This is a genomic window from Paraburkholderia sp. SARCC-3016 (genome assembly GCF_031119615.1).
Lineage (GTDB): Bacteria > Pseudomonadota > Gammaproteobacteria > Burkholderiales > Burkholderiaceae > Paraburkholderia.
Window position 1 is genome coordinate 16,002 of record NZ_JAVHZD010000041.1, and the last position, 22,351, is coordinate 38,352.

Consider the following 22,351-nt stretch of genomic DNA (forward strand, 5'->3'; position numbering starts at 1 on the left):
GTGAATAGAATTTTATTGATCAAAGGAGGCAGCATGAACCCGACCATTCGCCCGTTCTTCGATCGCGTCACCGGCACGGTGACCTACGTTGTCTATCAGGATGGGCGTCCCGAATGCGCAATCATCGATTCGGTGCTGGACTACGACCCGAAGTCCGGCCGCACGTCGAAGGCGAGTGCGGACAAGATCATCGCGTTCGTGCGTGAGCATGCGCTGCGCGTCGACTGGATTCTGGAGACGCACGCGCATGCCGATCATCTCTCTGCGGCCGCGTACCTGAAGCGCGAGCTGGGCGGGCGCATCGCGATCGGCGAAAACATTCGCCGCGTGCAGGGTGTGTTCGGAAAGCTGTTCAACCTCGAGCCGGAGTTCCATCCCGATGGCTCGCAGTTCGACCACCTGTTCAAGGATGGCGAGACATTCGCTATCGGCGGGCTGACCGGAAAGGCGCTGCATGTGCCGGGGCACACGCCGGCCGATATGGCTTATCAGATTGGGGATGCCGTTTTTGTTGGCGATACGCTTTTCATGCCGGACGTCGGCACGGCGCGTTGCGACTTTCCCGGAGGCGATGCGCACGAACTGTATCGCTCGATTCGCAAGCTGCTCGATATGCGGCCCGATACACGGCTTTTTATGTGCCACGACTATCCGCCGGACGGCCGCGGGCCGGCATGGGAGACGACGGTGCGGGCCCAGCGCGAAGGCAACGTTCACGTCCACGACGGAGTCGGCGAAGCCCAGTTCGTGGCCATGAGGCAGGCCCGCGATGCGACGCTCGCCATGCCGACGCTGATCCTTCCGTCGGTCCAGGTCAACGTGCGCGCCGGCGAGCTTCCGCCCGCGGAACCCAACGGCGTGCAATATCTGAAAATTCCGCTCAATGCGATATGACGAGCGGCAGCGCTGAATTTGCTCCGGTATCCTTACGTTCCACGTCGACGCGCTTGCGTGGTTGCGATGCGAGCTCGAACGCCGCTGCCGATGAACGCACCGATGAACGCGCCCAGGAGCGCGCCTAGGAGCCGCGTCGCAGCTTGCGCACGACGCTCGACTGTCCGAGGCCAAGCAAACGTGCCGCCTCGCGCGTATTGCCGGCCTTGCGCATCGCGTCTTCGATAAGGCGTCGCTCGAAACGTTCGACACGCTGCCGGAACGAGTTGGGTTTGGCTTCCAGCACTTCGGCCGGTAACACGCCGTCGAGAAAGTCGGTGTCGATCACATCGCTTTCGCACGTTACGACCAGACGCTCGATCACGTTGCGCAACTCGCGCACATTGCCTGGCCAGTCGTGCGACAACAGCAACGCCATCGCCTGCTCCGATACGGTGCGCCGGCAGCCGTAGCGTTGATTGAATTCAGCCATGAAATGCAGCACGAGCGGTGCGATATCGTCCTTGCGCTCGACAAGCGGCGGAACCGTAATGGGCACGACGTTGAGCCGGTAGAACAGGTCGTCGCGGAACGTGCGCGCTTCGACCATCTGCTTGAGGTCGCGATTGGTCGCCGCGATCACGCGGACGTCGACCGGGATCGTTCGCGTACCCCCCAATCTGACGATCGTGCGGTCTTGCAGCACCTGCAGCAGCTTGACTTGCAGGTTGAGCGGCATGTCGCCGATTTCATCGAGAAAAAGCGTGCCGCGATCGGCGAGTTCGATCAGGCCGCTCTTTCCGCCGCGCTGCGCGCCCGTAAACGCACCGGCCTCGTAGCCGAATAGCTCCGACTCGAGCAGATCGTGTGGCAGCGCGCCGCAATTGATCTTGATGAAAGGTCCGGCCGCGCGCTGGCTGCGCCGGTGTATCAGATTCGTTATCACATCCTTGCCGACACCCGATTGTCCGGTGATCAGCACGGTCGCATCGACATTCGCCACCCGCGCCGCGAGCTCGGCGACGCGCTTCATGGGCTCGCTGCTCAGCACGGCGTCGGGCACCTGCAGGTTCTGCAGCCGCAGTGCCTCGTTTTCCTCGTCGGCCCGGCGCAGTTTCTCGCGCGTTTGCGCGAGCGCATCCTGCAGCTGCAATAGTTCGGTCGTGTCCCGCGAATTGATGATGACCTTGCGCACCTTGCCCGCGGCGTCGACGAGCGGAATGCCCGTCACCAGTATCGTCTTGCCGGTACGCGTGTGCTGCGTCGTCGAGATGCGCTGACCCGTGCGGGCGACCTGCGCGGCGACCACGGGCCGGATCCAGCCGGCTTTCTCGAATTCCGACACGTGGCGGCCGATCATCTCCGCGGCCGTGAGGTCGTAATTGCGTTCGCAGCCTTCATTGACCATCAGCGTATACCCGGCGCCGTCGGCGACGAAGATACCGTCGAACGAATGGCGGAAAATTTCTTCGAAATCGAGCGCGGACTGCTGCAGCCGGTCGATGCCCGGAAACACGCCTGTCTCGTTGCCAAGCGGCACGAGCATCGCGACGAGGTCCGCACCGGTGCGCCAGATTCCGAGCGCGTAGCTTTGGCCGGCGACGCTCAGCGTTTCCGCATCTCGCGCCACGTTAGGCTCGTGCGCGGCATCTTCGACAGACCTGCGCAACGTGCGGTGCGCATCGGCCTCCCAGATTTGCCGGGCGACTGCGTTCATCCATCGCGTTTCGCCGTTTGTGCACCACACCAAACCGACCGGATGGGCTTCGAGCACGGTCCTCAATACGTCGTCCGTCATGTCCACTGCCTCCTCGCTGCCAACGAGCATACACCGCCGATGGTTGAACACGCGGCGAGATTCGCGGGCGGCCGACGCTGATCCAGAAACGGTTCAACGCGATCCGGATGCGGTTCGCAAGGCGCGCCGCAGGCGCCGTTTCGCGTGCGATAGCGTCCCATCATGCAGGCCTGCGCATCGCAGCCGCATCGTCGCGACGCCGGCCCGCTCTCGCTGCGCGCCGCGTGCCGGCGATCGCGTGCGGAGCGCTGGCCCGGACCTTGCCTTGATGGGCGCGATGTCGGCGCGCAAGGTAGATGGCGTTCTGCGAGGCCGGCTCGTCCACGAAAAAACATGGAGACAGAGATGACCGAACTATCACGGCCGATGCTGCTCGACAGCACGGCGCCGACGAGGGTGGTCGATGCACCTGAAGCGCGTACGGTACTGCACTCGAATTCATTCCGCCAGCTGATGTCCGTCAAGCGTCGGACGGTCGTGCCTTTGCTCGGCGCGAGCCTCGCGTTCACATTTGGTGTCGCGCTGCTGTCCGGCTTTGCACCCGTGTTGCTGTCGACGAGGGTAAGCGGGTCGTTCACGCTCGGTTATCTGCTCGTTCTCGCGATTTATCTGATGTGTTGGGTCGTATCGGTGGCCTATGTGAGCATCGCGAACCGTGCCTTCGATACGCGAGCGGCGGACGTCGCCAACGACATCCGCGGAGACAGATCATGAGGCTCCTGACGCTCGCCATCTTTCTCGCAATTCTCGCAGTCACGCTGCTGATTACGTATTGGGCCGCGCGCAAGACGCGTACTACCTCCGAGTTCTACGCGGCGGGCGGCAGCCTCAGTGCGCGCGCGAATGGCTTCGCGCTTGCGGGCGACTGGATGAGCGCGGCTGCGTTTCTCGGCTTTTCCGGCCTCGTATCGTTGTATGGCATGGACGGATCGCTGTATGCGGTTGCCGCGCTCGCCGCGTTTCTCGTGGTGCTGATGGTCGTGGCCGAACCGGTGCGCAATACTGGCCGCTTCACGTTCGGCGACGTCATTGCCGAGCGCATGAAGCGCCCGAGCGCGCGGCTTGCGGCGATCATCGGCACGATCGTGGTCAATATCGCATATATGGTCCCGCAGATGTCGGGCGCGGGCGCCCTGATCAAGCTGATGCTCGGTGTGCCGTACGACGTTGCGGTGACGCTCGTCGGCATCGGCATGATCGTCTACGTGCTGTTCGGCGGCATGATCGCGACCACGTGGGTGCAGATCGTCAAGGCGGTGCTGCTGCTCGCGGCCGCTGTGGTGCTCGTGCTGCTGCTGCTTGCCGCCGTGCACTTCGATCCGCTCGCGCTTTTTTCCGCAGTCGAAAAGACCTACGGTGCGAAGATGCTCGCCCCGGGCGGCTACTTCAAGCATCCGCTCGATACGCTGTCGCTGTTCATGTCGTTTATCTTCGGCGTAGCGGGTCTGCCGCACATCATGACGCGCTTCTACACGGTGCCCGATGCGAAGACCGCGCGAAACTCGGTGCTGTGGCTCATGTTTCTCGCCGGCAGCTTCTTCATGGTGACGACATTGATCGGCTTCGCGTCGGCCATTTTCGTCGGGCAGGACGTGATCCGTGCCGCCGACAAGGGCGGCAACCTCGCGCTGCCGTTGCTTGCCCAGTATCTCGGCGGCGGCCCCGGGTCGCTTGCGGGACAGATCTTTCTCGCGTGCGTCTGCGCGATTGCGTTTGCGGCCATTCTCGCCGTGGTCGCGGGGCTCACGCTCGCTTCATCGGGCGCGATCGCTCACGACCTGTACGTGAATGTGATCCGGCGCGGCGCGGTCAGCGAAGCCGAGCAGGTACGCGTCGCGCGCATCGCGACGCTGGCGGTCGGCGTCATCGCAGTCGCGCTCGGATTGCTCGCGCAAGGCATCAACGTCGGCGTGCTCGTGATCCTTGCGATCTCGGTGGCGGCATCGGCCAACTTCCCCATCATTGTGCTGTCGATTTTCTGGCGCCGCTTCAACTCCGCCGGCGTGATCGGCGGCATGGCGGCTGGGCTTATCTCGTCGGTGACGCTTGCCTTCGTCGGCCCGGCGTTCATGGGCTCGCACGCGCTTTTCCCGATCGTGAATCCGGCCGTGGCCAGCATGCCGATCGGGTTCTTCGGCGCGTGGCTATGCACGATGCTCTCGCGCCGGTCTCCGGCACACGATGACGACTTCGATGCATTTTTTGTCAGGGCTCAAACCGGTCTGGTTCGCGAGCGCGTGCAGCCGCCGGCATTGCGCGATCACGCCTGAACGCCAGGCTGCCTATTTTTACGTCCGTTGTTCAACTCACGAAAGGAAGGACACGCATATGAAAGCGGTGAAAGCAGTCGTCTTCGATCTTTATGGCACGCTCTACGATGTGCATTCGGTAGCGGGACGGTGCGGCGAGCGGTTTCCCGGGCGCGGCCTCGAAATAAGCCTGCTCTGGCGACAGAAGCAGCTCGAGTACACCTGGTTGCGCACGTTGATGGGCCAGTACATTCCGTTCGAGGAGGCAACCGAGCACGCGCTCGATTACGTCGCTGCGCATCTGAAACTGAATCTCTCGTCCGAAGCGCACGCCGAACTGTGCAACGAATATCTGCGCCTGCGTCCCTATCCCGAGGCCGATGCCGCGCTCACGGCGTTGCGCGCACGCGGCTTGCCGCTTGCGATCCTGTCGAATGGATCGGTCTTCTCGATCCATTCGGTTGTCGAGCACTCGCGGCTCGAGCATCAATTCGATTATCTGATCAGCGTCGAAACCGTGAAGCTGTTCAAGCCGCACACGTCCGTCTACGAGCTTGCCGAGAAGACGCTCGGCTTCGCGCGCGATGAGATCCTGTTTGTTTCGTCAAACTCATGGGACGCGAGTGGCGCCCGTCACTTCGGGTATCAGGTGTGCTGGGTGAATCGCCTTGGAAGCACATTCGACCGTCTCGGACAAACGCCGCACTACACGGTGGCGAGTCTCGACGATTTGCCCGAACGGATCCAGGCGGTAGCGGTGGCTTCGTAAGCGCCGCGCAGCGCGCGCTACGGCGCGCGCCGCTGCCTGCATGTTCATGCGCCGGCGCCGGCGTGTCGCGCCGCCGCGATAGATCGATGCGCGAGGCTCAATGGCGCTTACGAGCCGAAGTAAATGTTGCAGTAGCTCACCGGGCCCACGCACGAGCGGTCGGGATGTTGCGCCGCGTTAGACGCAGGCAGGGTCGTACAGCCGGCGAACGCCGCCGATGCAATGGCGAGCGCGACCCATCTTTTCCAGCGAACACGCTGCGTTCTGGAATGCGTCCGATGGCCGGATAAAGCCCATTGAATTCGGGCGCGGCTGCGACCATTTGTTGTTGGCTCGGTTCGGTCATTATTGGTTATCCATATCGGTAACGGGTTGGATATCAACCTCTCTCCTCTCTTTTGTTGCTCCATGCGTAGCCGTCCGACACATCGATGTGCGGCTAACGGTGCGTAAACCGGCCGACGTCTCCGGTTATTCCACGCGAGCCAGGAAAAAAATCCTGGAGCCGCACGGCGAATTTGTTTTGACGAGCAGGGAATACTTGTCTCGCTCGCCGGTTTACACGCATAGAAATGTCCTGCCTCGCGACCTTGGCGAGTCGCTGGAATTTCCTCCGCGCCACGAAATATGGATATCTAATCAAGTGGCAGACATATCAACAAGTTGAAACGGAGACACTCCGATGAAAAAGACATTGGTCGCGATCGCTACGACATCGACGTTTGCATCGATCGCACATGCGCAAAGCAGCGTGACGCTTTATGGCCTGATCGACGAAGGTTTCGAGGCCATCAGCAATGTCGCTACCTCCGGTGGTGGGGCGCGGCAGTACCGGCTCGATTCCGCGAGCGGTCTGAACAGTTCACGCTGGGGCTTGCGCGGGGCCGAAGATCTCGGTGGCGGCCTGAAGGCGATCTTCCAGCTCGAGAATGGTTTCGAACTGAATAACGGCCGGCTCAGCCAGGGCGGCGCCGAGTTTGGCCGGCAAGCGTTCGTCGGCATCAGCAGCAAGTTCGGTACGGTCACGCTCGGCCGGCAGTACGACAGCGTTGTCGACTACGTCGGCACGTATGCGTTTGCCGACACGAGCGTCGGCACGGCCCACTCGGCGCATCCGGCCGATCTCGACAACTTCAACAATAGCCGGCGCACGAACAACGCGGTCAAGTTCAAGAGCGCCGACTACGCAGGGCTGACCTTTGGCGGCGTCTACAGCTTTGGCGGCGTGCCGGGTTCGGTCGGCACCAATCAGATCTACTCGGTCGGCGTCGGCTACAAGCACGGTCCGCTCAATCTTGGCGCCGCGTACCTCGATGCGCGTAACCCGGCCTCGTCGCTATTCGGCAGCAACCCGAGCGACACGCCAACGTCGAACGGGCTTACCGGCTCACCCGTGTTCAGCGGCTATGCGAGCGCGAGTTCGTACCACGTAGTCGCGGCGGCCGGCACGTATTCGATCGGGCCGGCGACGATCGGCGCAAACTGGTCGAATGTACGCTTCGCCAATATCGCCTCGCTGAATCATGGCACCGCGGTGTTCAACGACGTCGAGGCGAGCGTTCAGTATCACATCACGCCGGCTTTGGCCGCCGGCGTCGCATACAACTATCTGCACGGCAGCGCCGCGAACGGAACGGTCGGTGGTGCGAACTACAGCCAGTTTGGGGGCGGTGTTGAATACGCACTGTCGGTGCGCACCGACGTGTATGCGGCGGTCGACTATCAGGTGGCCAATGGACACGACTCCACCGGCCATGGCGCGACGGCGAACCTGGCCGGACTGTCGCCGTCTTCGAACCGTTATCAGACGGTTGGCCGCGTCGGTCTGCGTCACCGCTTCTGATGTGCACGCTTGGGCCGCTTCGTCCGTGACGCAGGCGCGGCATCGTGCGGACGTCACGTTGTGTTGAACCGATGCAATAGAAACCCGTCGATTGAGAATCGACACACAATTGACGGGTTTTAACTCCCGCGCTCGACTGGAAGAATCGCAGACCGCCTTCGCTGCAGAGAATAAACGCGAGCAGGGCGCGCGCGGCCGGAGTTCCGGATATCCAGTGCGTTGCTGCAGCGCAACCGGGAATCGAAGCAAAAAGCGCGAATGTTGCCGCGTTGCCAAACGCACAGATCTTGCTTTCTCCCCCTGATTGAAGCGAGACTAGACAGGCTTCGCCGGTCAACTTCGGCTTGTACTTTTGTTCACATCAGGCATGAAATTTGGGGCGAAGCACCTGCATGGTCGCGTCCCCTGTAAAGTTCGCGTTCGATCGACCTGATGCGTTCATATGACTACCTCACGTATGTTTTCCGGCCCGAAACGTCTGACTCGACCTTGCCGCTCGCTCAGTGCAGCCTGTCGCGCGATAGCGCGCGGGCAGACGCCGATGGCTGTCGCGCGCCGGCTCCTTGCCGAGGCACGCGATCGCACTGGGGCGCTCCATGGGTCGGTGAGGCTCGACGCGCTTTCGCGGCAAGAGATCGAGGCATCCGCGGCGTCCGGCATTGCGCTGCCTGCCGGTGCACACTGGAAACATCTGTCGATGCCGAAGCCGCTCGCTTCAATCGATCCCAGCGTGCTCGAAGAAACAGAAATCAGCTTTGGTCTTCCGGTTGCCAGCCGAGGGCATCCAGGCGGTCCCCATCCGAGCATCGTGAGCGCCGCCCTCGAAGCGTCGGGCCGGCGCATCGGCATGATTTGCGTCGAGCTTGGGCCGATGCAGGCCGGTGACCAGAATACGCGGGAAGCCCTCGAGGTCCTCGCGGCGAGCGCCGCCCAGGCCATTGCCTATCAGAGGCTTGGCCAACGGCTCGACGCGGAGAGAGGCCTGCGCATCACCGCACAAGAGACACTTCGCGAAACGCACAATGCGATGATCAAGCATCAGCAGGTCGGCCGGATGGGTGACTTCCGGTACAACACGCGGACGGGGGAATCGTTTGGGTCGCTCGAGTGTTACAAGCTCTTTGGCTTTGACCCAATGCTCGCTGAGATCGACTTCAGGGAATGGACCTCGAAGATCGTTCCTGAAGACAGGCAGCGCATTATCGATACGCTGGCGGACTGCGTGTCAAGGGGCGCGCCGCTCAAGTTCGAGTATCGCATCGAGCTTGACGGCGAGATCAAATATATTGCGTGCGAAGGGGCGCTCGACGTCGACCATGTGGGGGACCCCACATACTATGGCGTACTGACAGACGTCACCGAGCGACGGCGCTATGAGGCACGTCTTAGCGCGGCCCAACAGGAGCTGGCCACGGCGGTGCGTCTCGCCTCACTGGGCGAACTGGCGGCATCGATCATTCACGAGGTCAGCCAGCCCATCACGGCAATCCGCCTTGGCGCGGCGAGCGCCCTGCGTTGGCTCGACGTGCCAGGCGGCGAAGGAGAAGTGCGCGAGTCGTTGAACCGGATGTCGGACGAGACTGCGCGTGCGGCATCCGTAATTGGCGGTTTGAGAGCGCTCGCGCGCAGCTCCGTTACGCAATTGGCCGAAATCGATATCATCGAGGCCGTGCGTGAGGCGCTTACCCTCATAGAGGGGCGTGCCTCGCGCGAACGCGTTTCCGTTGCCACCTCCTTCGACAAAACCGCGATCGCCGTTTGTGCCGATCGCGTTCAGATCCAACAGGTCGTGGTCAATCTCGCGAACAATGCACTGGATGCCATGTTGCGCAACGGCGAGCACGCCCGCCAGCTGCATATCGCCTGCTTCAAGCCTGACGCCGGTCATTTCGGCATGTCGTTTGCCGATACGGGGCCGGGATTCACCGTCGACAATCCAGAACGGCTGTTCGATCCGCTCTACAGCACGAAAGCCGAGGGCATGGGGCTGGGCCTCGCGATATGCCGCAAGATTGTTCATGCACATCGAGGTGAGATCGTCGCGCGCGTTAATGAACCGCGCGGCGCGATCTTCGAGTTCACGATGCCGCTCATGGAGAACTCCGGAGCCGACCGGCCGCCCGCCTGGTGACATGAGGCCGGGACAGAACCGCTCACTTTCGGATCAGCCGCTAACGCAGCAGTTTCAGCGCGCGCGGCGCGGTGTCCTTCGAATCGACGTCAATGGCTTGCACCTTGAGGACGAATTCGGCAAGCGAGGTCGATCCCATTTTCTTCATCGCCTGATTGCGATGGGTTTTGACGGTGGCTTCACTCAGGTTCATTTGCGTGGCGATGTCCTTGTTGCGGTAGCCCCTGACGATAAGGTCGGTTACGTTGCGCTCGCGCTGCGTCAATAAGCCGTAGCAGCGCATCAGATCGTCGCGCGAGCGGACTTCTTCACGACGCTTGCGATCGGTGTCCAGCGCTGCCATGACAGCGTCGAGCAGGTCCTGATCCCGGAACGGCTTGGTAAAGAAATCGGCTGCGCCTCGCTTCAGGGCTTTGACCGACATTTCGATGTCGCCGTGCGCGGTGATGAAAATGACGGGCAAGCTTATGTGATTTTCGTTTAGACGCTCCTGTGCGTACAAGCCGCTTTGTCCTTTGAGCCGCACGTCGAGGACAACGCAAGCAACGGCGTCGGGCCGGTCGAATGCAAGAAAGTCTTCCGCGTTCGCAAAAGTCTCGACGCTAAAGCCGGCGGAGCGCAACAGATCGCGCAACGACTCGCGTACCGGCTCGTCGTCGTCCACAACGTAGACAATTGCGTTATCGGCCCGATCGGTCGATCGTTCGTCAACCCGGTTATTCATCGGCGAACTCCTCACCACCCTTGTGCGGTGTGATACAGCGGCTAGTCGGTAGAAGCCGGGTGGCGTTTCAAAAGCAGGCTACCGCCGTTTAAAAAGTTGCCTTTGCAGCGCCGCATGCTGCGCTGCGGCGTGCAGGTCGCGCATGCGCGCCGCAGCTAGCCGCAGTTAAATACATTCGGAAAGCATACTGCTACCCGCCAGTTCGAGGCAAACGACGGTTGCGCGCGCACAGGTTGCGTTTCGATCATGCCGATACGGCTCGTAAGGTTGCCTGATCGAAATCGCCACTGTCCAGTGTGGTGCAAGCGATTTCGAGTTGCCGCTGATCTGTTGAATTCGACCGATGGCGGGTGCTTCCAATAAAGCGTGCAAACATTCGAGATCCTGTCTTCGCGTGAATTTATTCTTTGCATATTTATCGCGAAAAAGAGGGAAGCATGAATTACCTTGTCAACATACTGGGCCGTTCGGGTCTTTTGAAGCACGACCTCGACTACCACCTGCTGCGCGCCGCGATGGTGGTCATCTTCGCTTGGTTCGGCTATGACAAATGGTTCAACGCCGAAATCACGGGGCTGGTTCCACTGATCACGCACGGCCCGCTTATCTTCTGGATGATTCCGGTGCTGGGCGTCAGCGGCACGAGCATTCTGCTCGGAACCGCGGAATGGACCTTCGGCTCGTTACTGTTCCTTGGGTACTGGAACAAGAAACTGGGCGTGCTGGGCGCCCTGGGTTCCACGTTCAGCTTCATCGCCACGTTTTCGATTTTCCCGTTTGCTCCGGGCGCATGGGAACCCGCTGCGGGAGGGTTTCCAGCGATGACCATCGTGTCGGCCTTCCTTTTGAAAGACCTTGTTTTGCTCGTCGTTTCCATCTACCTGCTCAGGCAGGACGTGGCCCGGGTGATCGAGGCGCGCGGCTCTGCCGATCAACGGAACGCCTCCCTACACAACCTGGCCGCGTAACCGCGTTCGAAACGCGCTCCCGACTCGCGATTCCTGGGCTTAGGGGCGGGCGCGCGTTGCACTTGCAAGGTCTTACTGTGCATCGCCGACCCGTGAATGGGAGACATTAAGCCATTTGAGTATCTTCTGAATTGACCTGAATTCACGTTCAACATGCATTAAGCGTCTGTGATAGGTTTTTGTCCTTCGTCGCCAAATCCGAGAATTCTTGACAGGACAGACCAAAATGCAAATCACTCCATCACGGACCATTCGAATTGGACGATCGACGGTCGCGCGGCTGGGCTATGGTGCAATGCGCACGACAGGACCGCTAGCATTCGGCGAGCCGGCCGACCGGTCCGCGATGCGCAAAGTGCTACGGCGCGCCGTCGAGCTTGGCGTCAACTTTATCGATACCGCCGACATATACGGCCCGCAGATAAGCGAACAGCTTATTGCGGAGGCGCTGTCCCCCTACAGGGAGGACATCGTCGTCGCAACGAAGGCCGGCTATGCCCATGGCGGACCTAACACGCCGCCGCCGTTGCGCGCTATCGGGCGCCCTGAATACATATTCCAGCAGGTGGAGCTCAGCCTGCGCAATCTCAAAGTTGAAGCGTTAGACCTCTGGCAGCTTCACGACGTCGATCCGTCCATACCGATCGAAGAAACATTGGGCGCAGCGGCAAGATTGCAGGAGCAGGGCAAGATCAAGGATATCGGCCTGAGCAACGTGACCTTGCAGCATATCGACCGGGCACGCAAAGTCGTAGACGTCGTGAGCGTGCAACATCTGTTCAACATCGCATATCGTGAGCAGCAGCCGATCGTGGAGTATTGCGCGGCGCATGATATGGCCTTCCTGCCTTATTTTCCGCTCGGCGGAGCGTTGATGCCGATGCCGGATGCCGCGCTTGCACGGGCCGCGGCGCGTCACGACGCAACCGTTGCGCAGCTTTGCCTCGCCTGGCTTCTGCACTTCAGTCCCGCGATCCTGCCTATTCCGGGCACGTCGTCGATCCAGCACCTCGAAGAAAATATGAAGGCCGTCGAGCTTGTATTGACGGACGAACAATGGGCCGCCGTAGAACAGGATCTCGCTGCGCAGCGTAATGTCGGCTAGAAAGCAGGTAGCAGGTGCGGAGATCCGTCAAATCGACGAATCTGTGCGAATCAGGTTGGTTATGCGATCCAACGAAATCGTCGAATGGATTCGTACGCTTTTCCTGTACAGCCCGAAACAGGTCGAAGAACAGCGACTGGCCGAAGCGATCAGGAAGGTAATTGCACTGCTCGGAGTCGCGATGAAAGAAGGCGACGGAGGGTGACCGAGGCAAATGGTCCGGCGAGACGGATGCAACGCGGTGCGCCGGGAAGTACCACGTCGGGGCTTGCCCAAATTGCGTGAATGCCCGATCGGCTCAAAAAACCGCTATATGAAGTCGTGGCATGTCGTTAATACCGCAGAGCCGTTTGTTTGCTGGGCTGCGCCGCTGTTTCAATCGATGCGATAGTAATTTCCGGGTAGCCAGTACAAAGATTCGAAGGTTGAGACCTACACTTTCCCTGTCGCCGCGAGAATGCTTGAACGAAAGAGCAAGCGAGTAACGGTGTAATCCTTAACCTATACGAGTTGGAGTACTTATGAACACGAAGATCATTGCAACGGTTCTTGTCGCCGCATCCGCAGCCCTGGCAGCGCCCGCTTTTGCAAGCGGCTATGGTCCGGCGCCGTTTTATCATCCGTCGACTGGCGCACCCGCTTCGCAGCGTGGTCAAAGCGAGCAAACGCTCTCTGCCGAAGCGAAGCAGTGGAATGACAACTCGACCGCGTACGGTGGCGTGCGTAGCGGTAGCAGCGAAGCCGGCTCGCGTGCAGCGTCGCGAGTCGACACGGAACGGGGTTTTGATTCTTCGCTTTTTCGTCATCACTGAGCTTCGGGTCGGGTCAACCCCGGCCATCCGCTCAGGCTCGAAGCAGCCGGGACCTTAGGGCCCGGCTGCTCTTTTTTTACCACGCGTGCCGTGCGTATCGCGCGAGAGTCATTTCAGAGATGCCTAAAATTCAAGGATCGCTTGTTTCGAACTCGCGATTTGCGGTGAGAGGATCGGCGGTCGCGAGTAGACGTATCGGCGGTTCAGTTGCGCGGTGCGTGATACCGGGTCGATAAGGCTTCGTATACCGGCGGCGCAAAAATGCGCGAGACGCGGCTTGCAATTAACGCCGTGGCCATCAGCGAAATCACCAGCGCGTGCCCATCGATCATTTCGATGACGATGACGAACGCCGTGATCGGGCTTTGCGTGACCGCGGCCAGATAACCGACCATGCCGAGCGCGATAAGCATGGTGAGCTGCATCGGCGAAAGCAGCATATGCAGCGTATTGCCGAGACCTGCGCCGATCGCGAGCGACGGCGCGAACAGGCCACCCGGCGCACCGGGCAGATACGATCCGACCATGGAGATCATTTTGAGCGCGGGGTAAACGGCGCTGACGTTTCCCTTTCCGTCGAGCATGCCCTGAGCTTCCGCATACCCGCTTCCGAAAGTGTGGCCGTGGGCGAGAACCCCTACAACCGCGATGACGAAGCCGCAAAGCGCGCCGAACACGACCGGCCGGCGCGTGCGCAAATCGACGAGCGCAGCCGGCATCCAGCGGCGCGTATTCAACAGCAGCCAGCAGAAGAATCCGCCGGATAGTCCGCTCACGACGCCAATCAGAATGACGGCCGGAGCTAGCAGGTGCGGCAGTTGCGACCCGATATCGATGGTGCCGAAATAGACGTAATTGCCCTGCAGTGCTAGCGAAACGACGCCTGCATAGATGATGGCCGTGATGAGCACGCCGCTCGTGCGCGACTCGAAGCTGCGTGTCAGCTCTTCGATGGCGAAGACGATGCCGGCGAGCGGCGCATTGAACGCCGCGGAGAGGCCGGCAGCCGCGCCGGCAAGCGCGAGCCGGCGCTCGAGTACGCCAGGCCGGATCGCACGAAAGCGCCTGGGATAAAGCCTGCGCAGCGAATACATGAGCGACGCGCCGACGTGGATCGTCGGCCCTTCGCGGCCAATGGTGAATCCGCCGAGAATCGCCAGAAACGAAACGAGGATCTTGCCCACCAGCACGCGCAGCGTCAACAATCGATCGGCCAGTTCGGGCGGCCCATGCAGTACGGCGATCACTTGTGGAATGCCGCTTCCTTCGGAACCGTCGAACAGACGGCGGGTGATCCACACCGACGCGGCGCCTACTGCCGGTGTGACCAGCAACGGCAGCCACGGGCGCTGTGCCGCGTAATGCAGGAAGATCTGATAGCCGAGATCGATCAGTTTCGCGTAAGCGACGGCGACCAGGCCGACTGCGATCGCACCGAGCCAGAAGACGCCGTAATGCAACCAGAGCCGACGCACGTGAGCGCGTGCGCGCCTGTCGCCAAGCAGCGGCAGGCGGGCGCCGAGCCATGTCTGCGAGTTCATTTTTCTATGTTGCGTCGACATGGCGCGTCCTGGCGAAGTAAGTGCGCGACGCCGAACGAGGATAACGGCAGCGCAGGTTGAAAACGCGGCATTGATACGTGCAGCGGCCGGTCGGCGCGTCGCTGGGCCCGTGGTCGACGATCATGCGGCGGCAACGAATATGGCACGATGTGACATTCTAATCCACGTTTCCGCCGCACGCGACGCGGGGCAGTTCGGGCCTGTGCCGTTTTTCCTGGCTAGCGAATTTCGGTGTGCGCGTGCGCGATGGCGTTTCCATGCAGGATTGCGCACGCCAGCAGCGGATTGCGGCAGACGATGGTCGCGCAATATCGGCGCAGCCGTGCAGGTACAATCTGCGAGTCCGGTAGCCTGGCGGGCAACGGGTTATGTGACGGGTCCGGAGTTGGTGCATCTCAAGCTGGAAGGAGCCGGATGCATCGTCGATCAATGCGTACCGGTTTCAGCAATCAACATGACATACATGAACGGATTCGCTTCTATGCTGGGGGAGACATGGTAAGGCGCACGGATTCGTCGGCATTCGAACCTCCAAGCAAGGAGGATCTCGAGGCGATGTCGGAATTCCGTTATCGGCTCCGGCGCTTTCTGCGGTTTTCAGAGAACGTCACGCATATCGCAGGCGTTACGCCGCTTCAGTATCAGTTGATGCTTCATGTCAGGGGCATCCCTGGGCGGCGCTGGGCCAGCGTCGGAGAGCTGGCCGAACGACTTCAGGCGGCGCCAAACGGCACGGCTGCGCTGGTATCGAGGTGTGAAACGGCGGGGCTCGTCGTTAGAAAACCGGGCCAGGCAGACCGTCGCCAGGTCGAAGTGCATCTGACGGGGAAGGGCGAGCGTCTCCTGAACCGGCTTGCCGCACTTCATAAAGCCGAGATCAAGGCGTCCGGCTGGCTGTTCCGCTAGACGGTAGCGGGATGGGCAACTGCTCATTCGACTTTGCAGCGCCCACCGGGCCAGATCTTTGTCTCACGCTCCCCACGCTTTCAGATTCAGGAACTCGCGACGCGTCGTCGGACCGTGCGTCACGAAGCTCGGATCCGGCCGCTCGGTTAGATATTCGTTCCGCTCGGTCGCAATGCGGTCGTTTTTCACATGCTTGCGTAGCACGTCGTCCGGAACGGGATAGATCCTGAGCGCGTTGAGGCCGAAAATGTTCGCGCGCATTGCCGGCGTGATTTCCGGATAACCGTACTTGTCGCGCAATGGCGCTGAAATCTGAAACGCGCGGAAAGCCTGGATCTGATCCTGCGGCGAGCCATACCAGATCGAATCGGTGCCCCAAAGCACATTGTTCTCGCCGCAGGCTTTCAACAGCTTGCCGAGCGTATGCGCGGCGGTGTCGGGGTCACGCATCGCAAAACGCCACGTCGATCCGAGTTCCGCATAGACATTCGATCCCGGCTTCACATCGTTTTCGCGCAGGCTGGTGACGAGCGCGTCGACGCCATCGGGGCGACGCGGGTTGTATGGTCCCTCGCCGGCACCGGGTACGAATCCGGAGTGATAGATGAGGAAGTTGATGTCCGGATAGCGCCTGGCCACGCGCCCGATGTCGATGCATGTCGAGTGTTCATACGATCGCTCGCCGAACGGAATGCCCTTGTGGATCGCGATATTCTTCACACCTAGCTTGCGCGCTTTCTCGATCATCGCGATACCGGGATCGTCGTCCATATAGAAGCCGACGCCGGTGGGCCCCCATTGCGTATAGGTTTTCCACGCTGAAATTTTGTAGCGTTCGGCGAGTTCGTCCATGCCCTCGAGGTCGCCCGGCTGGTTCGGATTGACCCGGCCGTGAATATAGATGCGGTGCGTGCCGTCGAGCCGCTCGACGATGCGGGCCGTCGCTTGCGCTTCCTCGATCGTCAGGGGTTCGTCTTCGCGCGTCGACGGCACGAACGACAGCACGATCAGGTCGGTGTCGGAGTCGAGAAATACGTCCTTGATGAACTCGTCGGACCCGATGCACTGCAGATAGCCGAGCCGCCCCGCGCCCTGTGCGCGCATGCAATGGTCGGTTTTCGGAAACCGCATCGGCGTGGCGCCGGGCGGCAACCGTTTGGTCCATGCGCCGGTCGGATTGACGAAATGTCCCTGCACGTCGAAGATGAACTCCGACCCGTCGAGCGTCGAGCGCGCAAGCTGCAGGTCGCGAGCGGCTTCGGCAGGAACGTCGAAGAACCCACCGGTCAGGCCGTTTCTCGCGTAGGCATCGTTCATGCCGAGCAGCGTGGTCGCTGCGCCGCAGGCGGTGACGAGAAAGCTGCGTCGGTCGAGCGCGAGTTGTTTTGCATGCTCGCCCGCGGCGTCGAGTGCAAGGCGACGCGCCTCATGATGAACCGGATCGAGCGGAATCGGCATGAATTCGCCGTTGGTGGTCGTGTCGAGCTTGACGGGAAGCCGCTTGCCGTCCGGGTCGTGCAGAAACACCATGCCCGTCTCCTTGTCGCGTGAGCGAAAGAGAAGCTGATGCGTCGAAGGGAAGTGTTTTTCCGGATTAGATGGATTACAGATCGCCTGGTTCAGGAATGCCGCTACGCGAGGCGCAGCGCTTACGCGCTGGTCGCGCCCACTGGACGCGATAGCGCACCGCCGCGCCACCGCTCCGCGAGCTACATCACGGCTAGCAGCAGACCCGCATTGATGATCTGACTCCAGATAAGCACCGTGGCGCTGATGAATCCTTTGATGAACATGATCGTTGTGCCGGCAAGGAAAACATGTAACAGCACGCCGCACGCCGGAAGCAATGCCATCGCCTTGTAGCTCAGCCGGGCCTTTCCGAAGAATGCATAGCCCACCCATGCCGTCAGCGGAAGGAATAGAAGCAATGCAGTCAACAATCCCGGGTTATAAAGCTGGCCTGTCCTGAAGACGGTTGCGACGTGCATGACGCCGTTTATTGCGATCACGCTGTACAACGCGAATCCGACGAGGCGATGCCGTGGGCTAAGCAGGGCGGCTAAGGGTCCAACGATCCAGAACAAAGGGATGTTCACGGCCAGGAAGAAAGCCGGAGGAATGGGGCAGGCTGGAAATGGTGCGAGCGCGAGGCTCGCGCAGAGTGCATTGGGGAACGCGTGCGAATGGCCCAGCAGGTCGACGCCGTACTCTTCAACGTTATGCAGCAGATACGCGACAGTCGCCATCCATGACATCCAGACCGGATCTCGCCAACGGGACGCGACCGAGCCGCTGCGCAGCACATCGGTGCCGAACAGCAAAACCAGAAGCACAAGGGCGGCTAAACCGCCAATCCACGGAAATGCAAGGTCGAACCCGCTCCACTGCATGGTTAGCCTCCCTGAGTAACCCGGCCCGTACAAGCATGCACGATTGGCTCAGCGTCGTCGAATGCTGATTAATCGCGCATAGCGGTATCGGTCGAACAACCGATACCGCTATGACGCCCCGCCTGCGAAGCTTGACCTCACGCGAGCACGATGTCGCGTGCGCCTCCCGATTGAATCATGATGTACACCACATCGTCTGCCGTTTCGTTCTTGACGTGGTGTATCACGCCGGGTTCGACCGTGTAGTGATCACGCACTTGCGTGCTGTCGATGAACGCGCCCGTTTTCGTTTCGACCGTCAAGATGCCTTGAACGACGACAAAGCGATCTCTGACATGCGTATGGTGGTGCCACTGCGTTTCGCCTCCCGCGCGAACCGTCGTTTGGGAGACGCTATAGCGCTGCTCGCTTAGCAGCGTTTTATAGAGAACCTTGGCATTGGCCAGCGGAATGTCTGTATCGTTCATGCAAGAGTCCTGTCGTGACTTGGACGTCACTCTAACGACGGGAACGACCGGCGGGTAGCGATAAATTCGTGCACCCCCATGTGAGCTAAATCGACATCTTTACCCTATGCGCCGACTTCCCCCGCTCAATACGCTGCGCGCCTTCGATGCCGCTGCCCGCCACCTCAGTTTTTCCTCGGCCGCGCAGGAACTGCACGTAACCCACAGTGCGGTGAGCCATCAGGTTCGTCAGCTTGAACAGTGGTTCGGCAAAGCGATGTTCGTGCGCCATGCGGGCGGCGTGCGATTGACCGCGGAAGGGCAGAATTTGAAGCTCGCTACCGATCATATCTTCGCGCTGCTGGAGACACGTTGCGCAGAGATTGCCGGGCAAGCCCCGATCGCCGAAATCGTGCTGGGTGCGCCTGGCAGTTTTCTGTCGAACTGGCTTATCCCGCGGCTCGACCGTTTCGAGACGGCCCATCCCGACGTCCGGGTCCGCTTGCAGACGAGTACGACGATGGACGATCTGCAGCGGCATGTCGTCGATTGCCTCATTGTCAGCGACCGCAGTTGGCCGGCGGATGTCGACGCCGAGTGCCTTTTCGAAGAGACCATTGGCCCGGTCTGTGCACCGGACTGGCCTCATCGCATTGCAACGCCGACCGAACTGCAAGGCCAGCCGCTCCTGCACACTACGTCGCGTCCTCGCGCGTGGGAGGATTGGGCGTCCCGCAACGCGCTTGAACCGGCCATGTTCGCGAATGGCCGTCGCTTCGACCACCTGTCTTTGCTTCTCGAAGCGGCGGTCGCCGGTCTTGGCGTCGCGATTGCCCCCGCGTTGCTCGTCGAGCGCGAACTGTCGCAAGGCAGATTGATAGCGCCGCTTGGCTTCGAACCGAGCGGCGCCGTCTTCGCTTTCTGCACGATGAGCGGGCGGTCCGATAACGCGCTCGAGGGCCTTCGGGAGTGGCTGAAAGACGAGAGTCGCGTGTAGGGCATTGAGGATTCCCCGGCGCTCGTATTCCAGACGATGAAGCTGGCCGTCCGGCTCCGACATGCAAGCCGGACAGTCTGCCTGTATGCTGAAACGCCACGCTTCGCGAGAACGAGGCGCACGTTCGCCGGCACGGCTACCCGAAACGAAAGACTACACATGGCGCACTCTTCCCGACCTGCTCACACGCGCCCGCGCAAGCAGCCTAGCCAGGCGCGCGCGGAGGAAACCGTGGAATCGATCATCGAAGCCGCTGCACAGGTTCTCGAAACGAGCGGGCTCGGTGGCTTCAACACGAACGCGATCGCCCGGCGCGCGGGCGTCAGCATAGGGTCGTTGTACCAATACTTTCCCGGCAAGGACGCGCTGACGGTCGCGCTGATCCGGCGCGAAACAAAGCGGTTCTACGACGATGCGGCAGACGCGCTCGCTCAACGCAGCGGCAAGGCCGCGCTCGAGTATCTGATCGGCGCGTCGGTGCGTCAGCAGCTACGGCGGCCGATGCTGGCGAAGCTGCTCGACGTGCAGGAGAGCAGCCCTGCATTGCGCGGCGAAATCGAAAAAGGGGAGTTCGAAGCGTTGGTTGTCGCCATCGTCAAACGTGCGGCGCCGCGACTCGAGCATCCTGAGGTGGCGGCAGCGGATCTGCTCGCGATGATTCAGGCTTTGACGGACTCGGCCGGCGCGCGCGGAGAGCGCGACCTCGCGAGCCTCGAACAGCGCGCGCGCGCGGCTGCTTTCGGCTATTTGTCGAGGGTCGGGAGGGCCGGCTGACGTTCACCGCGAGCGGACGGAATGCGAGCAATCGCGGCGGGCCCGGCCGTGCCTGGCGGTCCGGAACGCACGCAACACGCGGGCTTTACGGCACACGGTGAAGCGATCGTAATGCGAGTTGTTGAATGTGAGCTTTTGCTTTTATTCTGACGTCGTCGGGCGGCAGTGCCCGCAGTCATTGAAAGAGAGACGACGATGAACGATCTGACCCAAAACATGAAGCTCAACCATCTGAGCTTTCCGTCGGCCGACGCGGCCGCTACCGCGCAGTTCTTCGAGCAATACCTGGGCTTCACCGTTTCGGGCACCTTGGAGGGGTCCTACATACTCAAGCGTCCCGGTTTCGATGTGGTGATCGACGCTAGCAGTCACGATGTTCCGGCGTGGCCGAGGGCGTTCCATGCGGGGTTCGAACTGCCTGACCTCGGCGCTGTTTGCGAGCTGTACGAACGCTTCAAGGCGGACGGCGTCGAGATGGAGACCGAAGTGTTCAACAATGGCCGCGGTTCGCGCTTTTTCTGCCGGGCGCCCGGTGGCGTGATGTTCGAGCTGAATACGCGAGCGGATGCCGCGCCCGAGTATCGCGACGCTTTCCGTAGTTGAAGGAAAACACCCGGTTGGGGGCGGTGGACGCGTCGGACATTGCCGCGAGCCGGGATTGCCGTGACGCAGGCGCGTTTCGGTCGCCACGCTTTCGCCGAAGCGCGCTGTTTCCCCACCCTTATCGATCTTCAACGGCAGCACCTTGAGAAGCCCGTGTTCGGCGAAATATTGCGCGGCCTTGAGCGGCATCAGGCCGATCGTGCCGATGCATGTCATTGCCGTGCCGGATCCGGCGATGAGCGCCGCGCGCCTTGCGCATGCGCATGCCGTGCTCGGGTCGCTCGATCAGTTCGAGCCGCAGCAGTGGGGACTGCCGGCGCGCGTACAGCCCGCAGCGAGTTTCATAGGGCAGCCGTCGCGCGTACCGCGGCGCGACCCGACCCGACCCGACCCGACCCGACCCGACCCGACCCGACCCGACTCGCGGCGAGCCGCAGTCTAGAAACGCGGTGGAAGCAGACTGGCGGGATTGCAGCGGATCCGCTCTATCTCGAACGCGCGCAAGCGGTTCGCATCATCGACATTTGTCTCGTGACGAACTTGCGCCGTGTCGTCTGGCGCAGTTCCTGCCGAAGGTGCAACAAAGCGGAATACAGGGGACAGGATTGCGAGAAGTTTTGCGATGCCGGCCATGATTGTCTCCAAAGCGAGTTGGAAGGCACGCGAGCCGCACTGGACGGGTTACATCGCAACACACTGCTCGCATGACATGACCTGATTGTCAGCCGCGAGGATGAGCAGAAAATTAGCCGGTGACCGAGGGCAGAGCGAGACTATGGAAGCCGAGCGGGCCTGATAGGTCCCGGACCGTCGATTCGGCAATGGCGGGCATGGGACAGCAGATCGTCGACGGACCACTGATCGTAAATATGCTTTCCATACTTGCAGGCGAGAATTCGCCCATCCGTACCGATGAGGAAATCGGCGGGTAGGCCGAGCTTGCCGCCTTCCGGATGAAAAGACGTCACAGGCTGCCTGCCGCGCGCAAGCCTGCCCATACTGCGCGTCACGCCGCGCAGTATCGGAAGCCATGCCCGAGGGTCCAACAGTGCACGCGGCGACGACTCGACGCCGAACGCCGCGTATAACGCTTTGTCCGGATCGGCGACGATTGCGAACGGCAATTCTGCTGTAAATGGCCGCAAGCCGTTGGCGGCCGTGTGGAACACAGCCACCTCCCGAATGCCGGCGGACACAATCTCGTCATGACGTTTCGCGATCGAGTGCAAGTGAAGATCGCAGACGGGGCAACCGGCAAAACGCCGGAATTGCAGATGAATCAACCGGGTCGGGTCGGGCAATGCCACCATGCCGTCGAGCGCGGAAAGCTGCCGGCTTTCGACGAGCTGGCCGGGTTCGAACCCTGGACGTGTACGTAACGTGTTCATGACTTTTTTCCCC

At 61.2% G+C, this 22,351-nt stretch carries 23 protein-coding genes; 15 read left to right on the forward strand and 8 right to left on the reverse strand.

What is annotated here, in order from left to right:
• The first annotated feature begins 33 nt into the window (after positions 1 to 33).
• Positions 34 to 894 (forward strand): MBL fold metallo-hydrolase, encoded by an 861-nt coding sequence (locus QYH69_RS31075; RefSeq protein ID WP_308835507.1) that lies wholly within the window; start codon positions 34 to 36, stop codon positions 892 to 894.
• Positions 895 to 1,018: 124 nt separating this feature from the next.
• On the opposite strand, the gene QYH69_RS31080 is transcribed toward QYH69_RS31075, so the two are convergent.
• Positions 1,019 to 2,671 (reverse strand): sigma 54-interacting transcriptional regulator, encoded by a 1,653-nt coding sequence (locus QYH69_RS31080; protein ID WP_308835508.1) that lies wholly within the window; start codon positions 2,669 to 2,671, stop codon positions 1,019 to 1,021.
• A 345-nt stretch (positions 2,672 to 3,016) separates the two neighbouring features.
• Here QYH69_RS31080 and QYH69_RS31085 point away from each other — a divergent pair, with 345 nt between their 5' ends.
• The 5 genes from QYH69_RS31085 (at position 3,017) to QYH69_RS31105 (ending at position 9,663) form a co-directional block, all read left to right on the forward strand.
• A complete protein-coding gene (locus QYH69_RS31085; protein ID WP_308835509.1) occupies positions 3,017 to 3,385 on the forward strand; it encodes a DUF485 domain-containing protein in 369 nt (122 codons plus the stop codon).
• A complete protein-coding gene (locus QYH69_RS31090; RefSeq protein WP_308835510.1) occupies positions 3,382 to 4,941 on the forward strand; it encodes a cation acetate symporter in 1,560 nt (519 codons plus the stop codon). Before QYH69_RS31085 ends, QYH69_RS31090 begins: the two co-directional genes overlap by 4 nt.
• Positions 4,942 to 4,999: 58 nt before the next feature.
• Positions 5,000 to 5,689: a haloacid dehalogenase type II gene (locus QYH69_RS31095; RefSeq protein ID WP_308835511.1), complete on the forward strand. Its 690-nt coding sequence runs from the start codon at positions 5,000 to 5,002 to the stop codon at positions 5,687 to 5,689.
• A gap of 682 nt (positions 5,690 to 6,371) precedes the next feature.
• The gene (locus QYH69_RS31100) at positions 6,372 to 7,532 is read left to right on the forward strand and encodes a porin (RefSeq protein WP_308835512.1); all 1,161 of its coding nucleotides are present in this window, start codon (positions 6,372 to 6,374) and stop codon (positions 7,530 to 7,532) included.
• A gap of 541 nt (positions 7,533 to 8,073) precedes the next feature.
• Entirely contained in the window at positions 8,074 to 9,663 is a 1,590-nt protein-coding gene (locus QYH69_RS31105) for an ATP-binding protein (protein ID WP_308835513.1), read from the forward strand.
• A gap of 40 nt (positions 9,664 to 9,703) precedes the next feature.
• On the opposite strand, the gene QYH69_RS31110 is transcribed toward QYH69_RS31105, so the two are convergent.
• Positions 9,704 to 10,387 carry a response regulator gene (locus QYH69_RS31110; RefSeq protein ID WP_308835514.1) on the reverse strand — a complete coding sequence of 228 codons (684 nt, stop codon included), beginning with the start codon at positions 10,385 to 10,387 and terminating at the stop codon, positions 9,704 to 9,706.
• A 437-nt stretch (positions 10,388 to 10,824) separates the two neighbouring features.
• On the opposite strand from QYH69_RS31110, the gene QYH69_RS31115 reads away from it, so the two are divergent.
• From QYH69_RS31115 to QYH69_RS31130, 4 genes are all read left to right on the forward strand, one after another.
• Entirely contained in the window at positions 10,825 to 11,355 is a 531-nt protein-coding gene (locus tag QYH69_RS31115; RefSeq protein WP_308835515.1) for a DUF417 family protein, read from the forward strand.
• A 226-nt stretch (positions 11,356 to 11,581) separates the two neighbouring features.
• Complete coding sequence (locus tag QYH69_RS31120; protein WP_308835516.1) at positions 11,582 to 12,460, forward strand: aldo/keto reductase; 879 nt, start codon at positions 11,582 to 11,584, stop codon at positions 12,458 to 12,460.
• Positions 12,461 to 12,521: 61 nt separating this feature from the next.
• On the forward strand, positions 12,522 to 12,665 hold the full coding sequence (locus tag QYH69_RS31125; protein WP_308835517.1) for a hypothetical protein: 144 nt from the start codon (positions 12,522 to 12,524) through the stop codon (positions 12,663 to 12,665).
• Positions 12,666 to 12,981: 316 nt separating this feature from the next.
• Positions 12,982 to 13,272, forward strand: coding sequence for a hypothetical protein (locus QYH69_RS31130; RefSeq protein ID WP_308835518.1), 291 nt, complete (start codon positions 12,982 to 12,984; stop codon positions 13,270 to 13,272).
• 203 nt (positions 13,273 to 13,475) lie between these two features.
• Here QYH69_RS31130 and QYH69_RS31135 read toward each other — a convergent pair whose 3' ends face one another.
• On the reverse strand, positions 13,476 to 14,834 hold the full coding sequence (locus QYH69_RS31135; protein ID WP_308835519.1) for a chloride channel protein: 1,359 nt from the start codon (positions 14,832 to 14,834) through the stop codon (positions 13,476 to 13,478).
• A 495-nt stretch (positions 14,835 to 15,329) separates the two neighbouring features.
• Between QYH69_RS31135 and QYH69_RS31140 the strand changes: the two genes are divergently transcribed.
• A complete protein-coding gene (locus tag QYH69_RS31140; RefSeq protein ID WP_308835545.1) occupies positions 15,330 to 15,740 on the forward strand; it encodes a MarR family winged helix-turn-helix transcriptional regulator in 411 nt (136 codons plus the stop codon).
• 63 nt (positions 15,741 to 15,803) lie between these two features.
• Here QYH69_RS31140 and QYH69_RS31145 read toward each other — a convergent pair whose 3' ends face one another.
• The 3 genes from QYH69_RS31145 to QYH69_RS31155 all read right to left on the reverse strand — a co-directional run bounded on the left by QYH69_RS31145 (position 15,804) and on the right by QYH69_RS31155 (position 18,597).
• On the reverse strand, positions 15,804 to 17,270 hold the full coding sequence (locus QYH69_RS31145; protein ID WP_308835520.1) for an amidohydrolase family protein: 1,467 nt from the start codon (positions 17,268 to 17,270) through the stop codon (positions 15,804 to 15,806).
• Between the two features lie 179 nt (positions 17,271 to 17,449).
• Entirely contained in the window at positions 17,450 to 18,130 is a 681-nt protein-coding gene (locus tag QYH69_RS31150) for an HXXEE domain-containing protein (protein WP_308835521.1), read from the reverse strand.
• A 137-nt stretch (positions 18,131 to 18,267) separates the two neighbouring features.
• Positions 18,268 to 18,597 (reverse strand): cupin, encoded by a 330-nt coding sequence (locus QYH69_RS31155; RefSeq protein ID WP_308835522.1) that lies wholly within the window; start codon positions 18,595 to 18,597, stop codon positions 18,268 to 18,270.
• Positions 18,598 to 18,703: 106 nt separating this feature from the next.
• On the opposite strand from QYH69_RS31155, the gene QYH69_RS31160 reads away from it, so the two are divergent.
• The 4 genes from QYH69_RS31160 to QYH69_RS31175 all read left to right on the forward strand — a co-directional run bounded on the left by QYH69_RS31160 (position 18,704) and on the right by QYH69_RS31175 (position 21,392).
• Positions 18,704 to 19,573, forward strand: coding sequence for a LysR substrate-binding domain-containing protein (locus QYH69_RS31160; RefSeq protein ID WP_308835523.1), 870 nt, complete (start codon positions 18,704 to 18,706; stop codon positions 19,571 to 19,573).
• A gap of 159 nt (positions 19,574 to 19,732) precedes the next feature.
• Positions 19,733 to 20,347 (forward strand): TetR/AcrR family transcriptional regulator, encoded by a 615-nt coding sequence (locus tag QYH69_RS31165; RefSeq protein ID WP_308835524.1) that lies wholly within the window; start codon positions 19,733 to 19,735, stop codon positions 20,345 to 20,347.
• 195 nt (positions 20,348 to 20,542) lie between these two features.
• The gene (locus QYH69_RS31170) at positions 20,543 to 20,950 is read left to right on the forward strand and encodes a VOC family protein (RefSeq protein ID WP_308835525.1); all 408 of its coding nucleotides are present in this window, start codon (positions 20,543 to 20,545) and stop codon (positions 20,948 to 20,950) included.
• 178 nt (positions 20,951 to 21,128) lie between these two features.
• Positions 21,129 to 21,392 carry a hypothetical protein gene (locus QYH69_RS31175; protein ID WP_308835526.1) on the forward strand — a complete coding sequence of 88 codons (264 nt, stop codon included), beginning with the start codon at positions 21,129 to 21,131 and terminating at the stop codon, positions 21,390 to 21,392.
• On the opposite strand, the gene QYH69_RS31180 is transcribed toward QYH69_RS31175, so the two are convergent.
• Together QYH69_RS31180 and QYH69_RS31185 are read right to left on the reverse strand one after the other, a co-directional pair.
• On the reverse strand, positions 21,389 to 21,583 hold the full coding sequence (locus tag QYH69_RS31180; protein WP_308835527.1) for a hypothetical protein: 195 nt from the start codon (positions 21,581 to 21,583) through the stop codon (positions 21,389 to 21,391). The two genes, QYH69_RS31175 and QYH69_RS31180, sit on opposite strands and share 4 nt — an antisense overlap.
• A gap of 140 nt (positions 21,584 to 21,723) precedes the next feature.
• The gene (locus tag QYH69_RS31185) at positions 21,724 to 22,338 is read right to left on the reverse strand and encodes a peroxiredoxin-like family protein (RefSeq protein ID WP_308835528.1); all 615 of its coding nucleotides are present in this window, start codon (positions 22,336 to 22,338) and stop codon (positions 21,724 to 21,726) included.
• Positions 22,339 to 22,351: the final 13 nt, after the last annotated feature.

What these genes read in the sequence shown, in the direction of transcription:
- QYH69_RS31150 (WP_308835521.1), bottom strand. Translation starts at nt 18,130, where the DNA reads ATGCAGTGGAGCGGGTTCGACCTTGCATTTCCGTGGATTGGCGGTTTA.
- QYH69_RS31165 (WP_308835524.1), top strand. Translation starts at nt 19,733, where the DNA reads ATGGCGCACTCTTCCCGACCTGCTCACACGCGCCCGCGCAAGCAGCCT.
- QYH69_RS31080 (WP_308835508.1), bottom strand. Translation starts at nt 2,671, where the DNA reads ATGACGGACGACGTATTGAGGACCGTGCTCGAAGCCCATCCGGTCGGT.
- QYH69_RS31125 (WP_308835517.1), top strand. Translation starts at nt 12,522, where the DNA reads ATGCGATCCAACGAAATCGTCGAATGGATTCGTACGCTTTTCCTGTAC.
- QYH69_RS31105 (WP_308835513.1), top strand. Translation starts at nt 8,074, where the DNA reads ATGGCTGTCGCGCGCCGGCTCCTTGCCGAGGCACGCGATCGCACTGGG.
- QYH69_RS31180 (WP_308835527.1), bottom strand. Translation starts at nt 21,583, where the DNA reads ATGGCCGGCATCGCAAAACTTCTCGCAATCCTGTCCCCTGTATTCCGC.
- QYH69_RS31185 (WP_308835528.1), bottom strand. Translation starts at nt 22,338, where the DNA reads ATGAACACGTTACGTACACGTCCAGGGTTCGAACCCGGCCAGCTCGTC.
- QYH69_RS31135 (WP_308835519.1), bottom strand. Translation starts at nt 14,834, where the DNA reads ATGTCGACGCAACATAGAAAAATGAACTCGCAGACATGGCTCGGCGCC.
- QYH69_RS31140 (WP_308835545.1), top strand. Translation starts at nt 15,330, where the DNA reads ATGGTAAGGCGCACGGATTCGTCGGCATTCGAACCTCCAAGCAAGGAG.
- QYH69_RS31090 (WP_308835510.1), top strand. Translation starts at nt 3,382, where the DNA reads ATGAGGCTCCTGACGCTCGCCATCTTTCTCGCAATTCTCGCAGTCACG.
- QYH69_RS31100 (WP_308835512.1), top strand. Translation starts at nt 6,372, where the DNA reads ATGAAAAAGACATTGGTCGCGATCGCTACGACATCGACGTTTGCATCG.
- QYH69_RS31075 (WP_308835507.1), top strand. Translation starts at nt 34, where the DNA reads ATGAACCCGACCATTCGCCCGTTCTTCGATCGCGTCACCGGCACGGTG.
- QYH69_RS31130 (WP_308835518.1), top strand. Translation starts at nt 12,982, where the DNA reads ATGAACACGAAGATCATTGCAACGGTTCTTGTCGCCGCATCCGCAGCC.
- QYH69_RS31095 (WP_308835511.1), top strand. Translation starts at nt 5,000, where the DNA reads ATGAAAGCGGTGAAAGCAGTCGTCTTCGATCTTTATGGCACGCTCTAC.
- QYH69_RS31170 (WP_308835525.1), top strand. Translation starts at nt 20,543, where the DNA reads ATGAACGATCTGACCCAAAACATGAAGCTCAACCATCTGAGCTTTCCG.
- QYH69_RS31160 (WP_308835523.1), top strand. Translation starts at nt 18,704, where the DNA reads ATGCGCCGACTTCCCCCGCTCAATACGCTGCGCGCCTTCGATGCCGCT.
- QYH69_RS31120 (WP_308835516.1), top strand. Translation starts at nt 11,582, where the DNA reads ATGCAAATCACTCCATCACGGACCATTCGAATTGGACGATCGACGGTC.
- QYH69_RS31115 (WP_308835515.1), top strand. Translation starts at nt 10,825, where the DNA reads ATGAATTACCTTGTCAACATACTGGGCCGTTCGGGTCTTTTGAAGCAC.
- QYH69_RS31110 (WP_308835514.1), bottom strand. Translation starts at nt 10,387, where the DNA reads ATGAATAACCGGGTTGACGAACGATCGACCGATCGGGCCGATAACGCA.
- QYH69_RS31155 (WP_308835522.1), bottom strand. Translation starts at nt 18,597, where the DNA reads ATGAACGATACAGACATTCCGCTGGCCAATGCCAAGGTTCTCTATAAA.
- QYH69_RS31145 (WP_308835520.1), bottom strand. Translation starts at nt 17,270, where the DNA reads ATGGTGTTTCTGCACGACCCGGACGGCAAGCGGCTTCCCGTCAAGCTC.
- QYH69_RS31085 (WP_308835509.1), top strand. Translation starts at nt 3,017, where the DNA reads ATGACCGAACTATCACGGCCGATGCTGCTCGACAGCACGGCGCCGACG.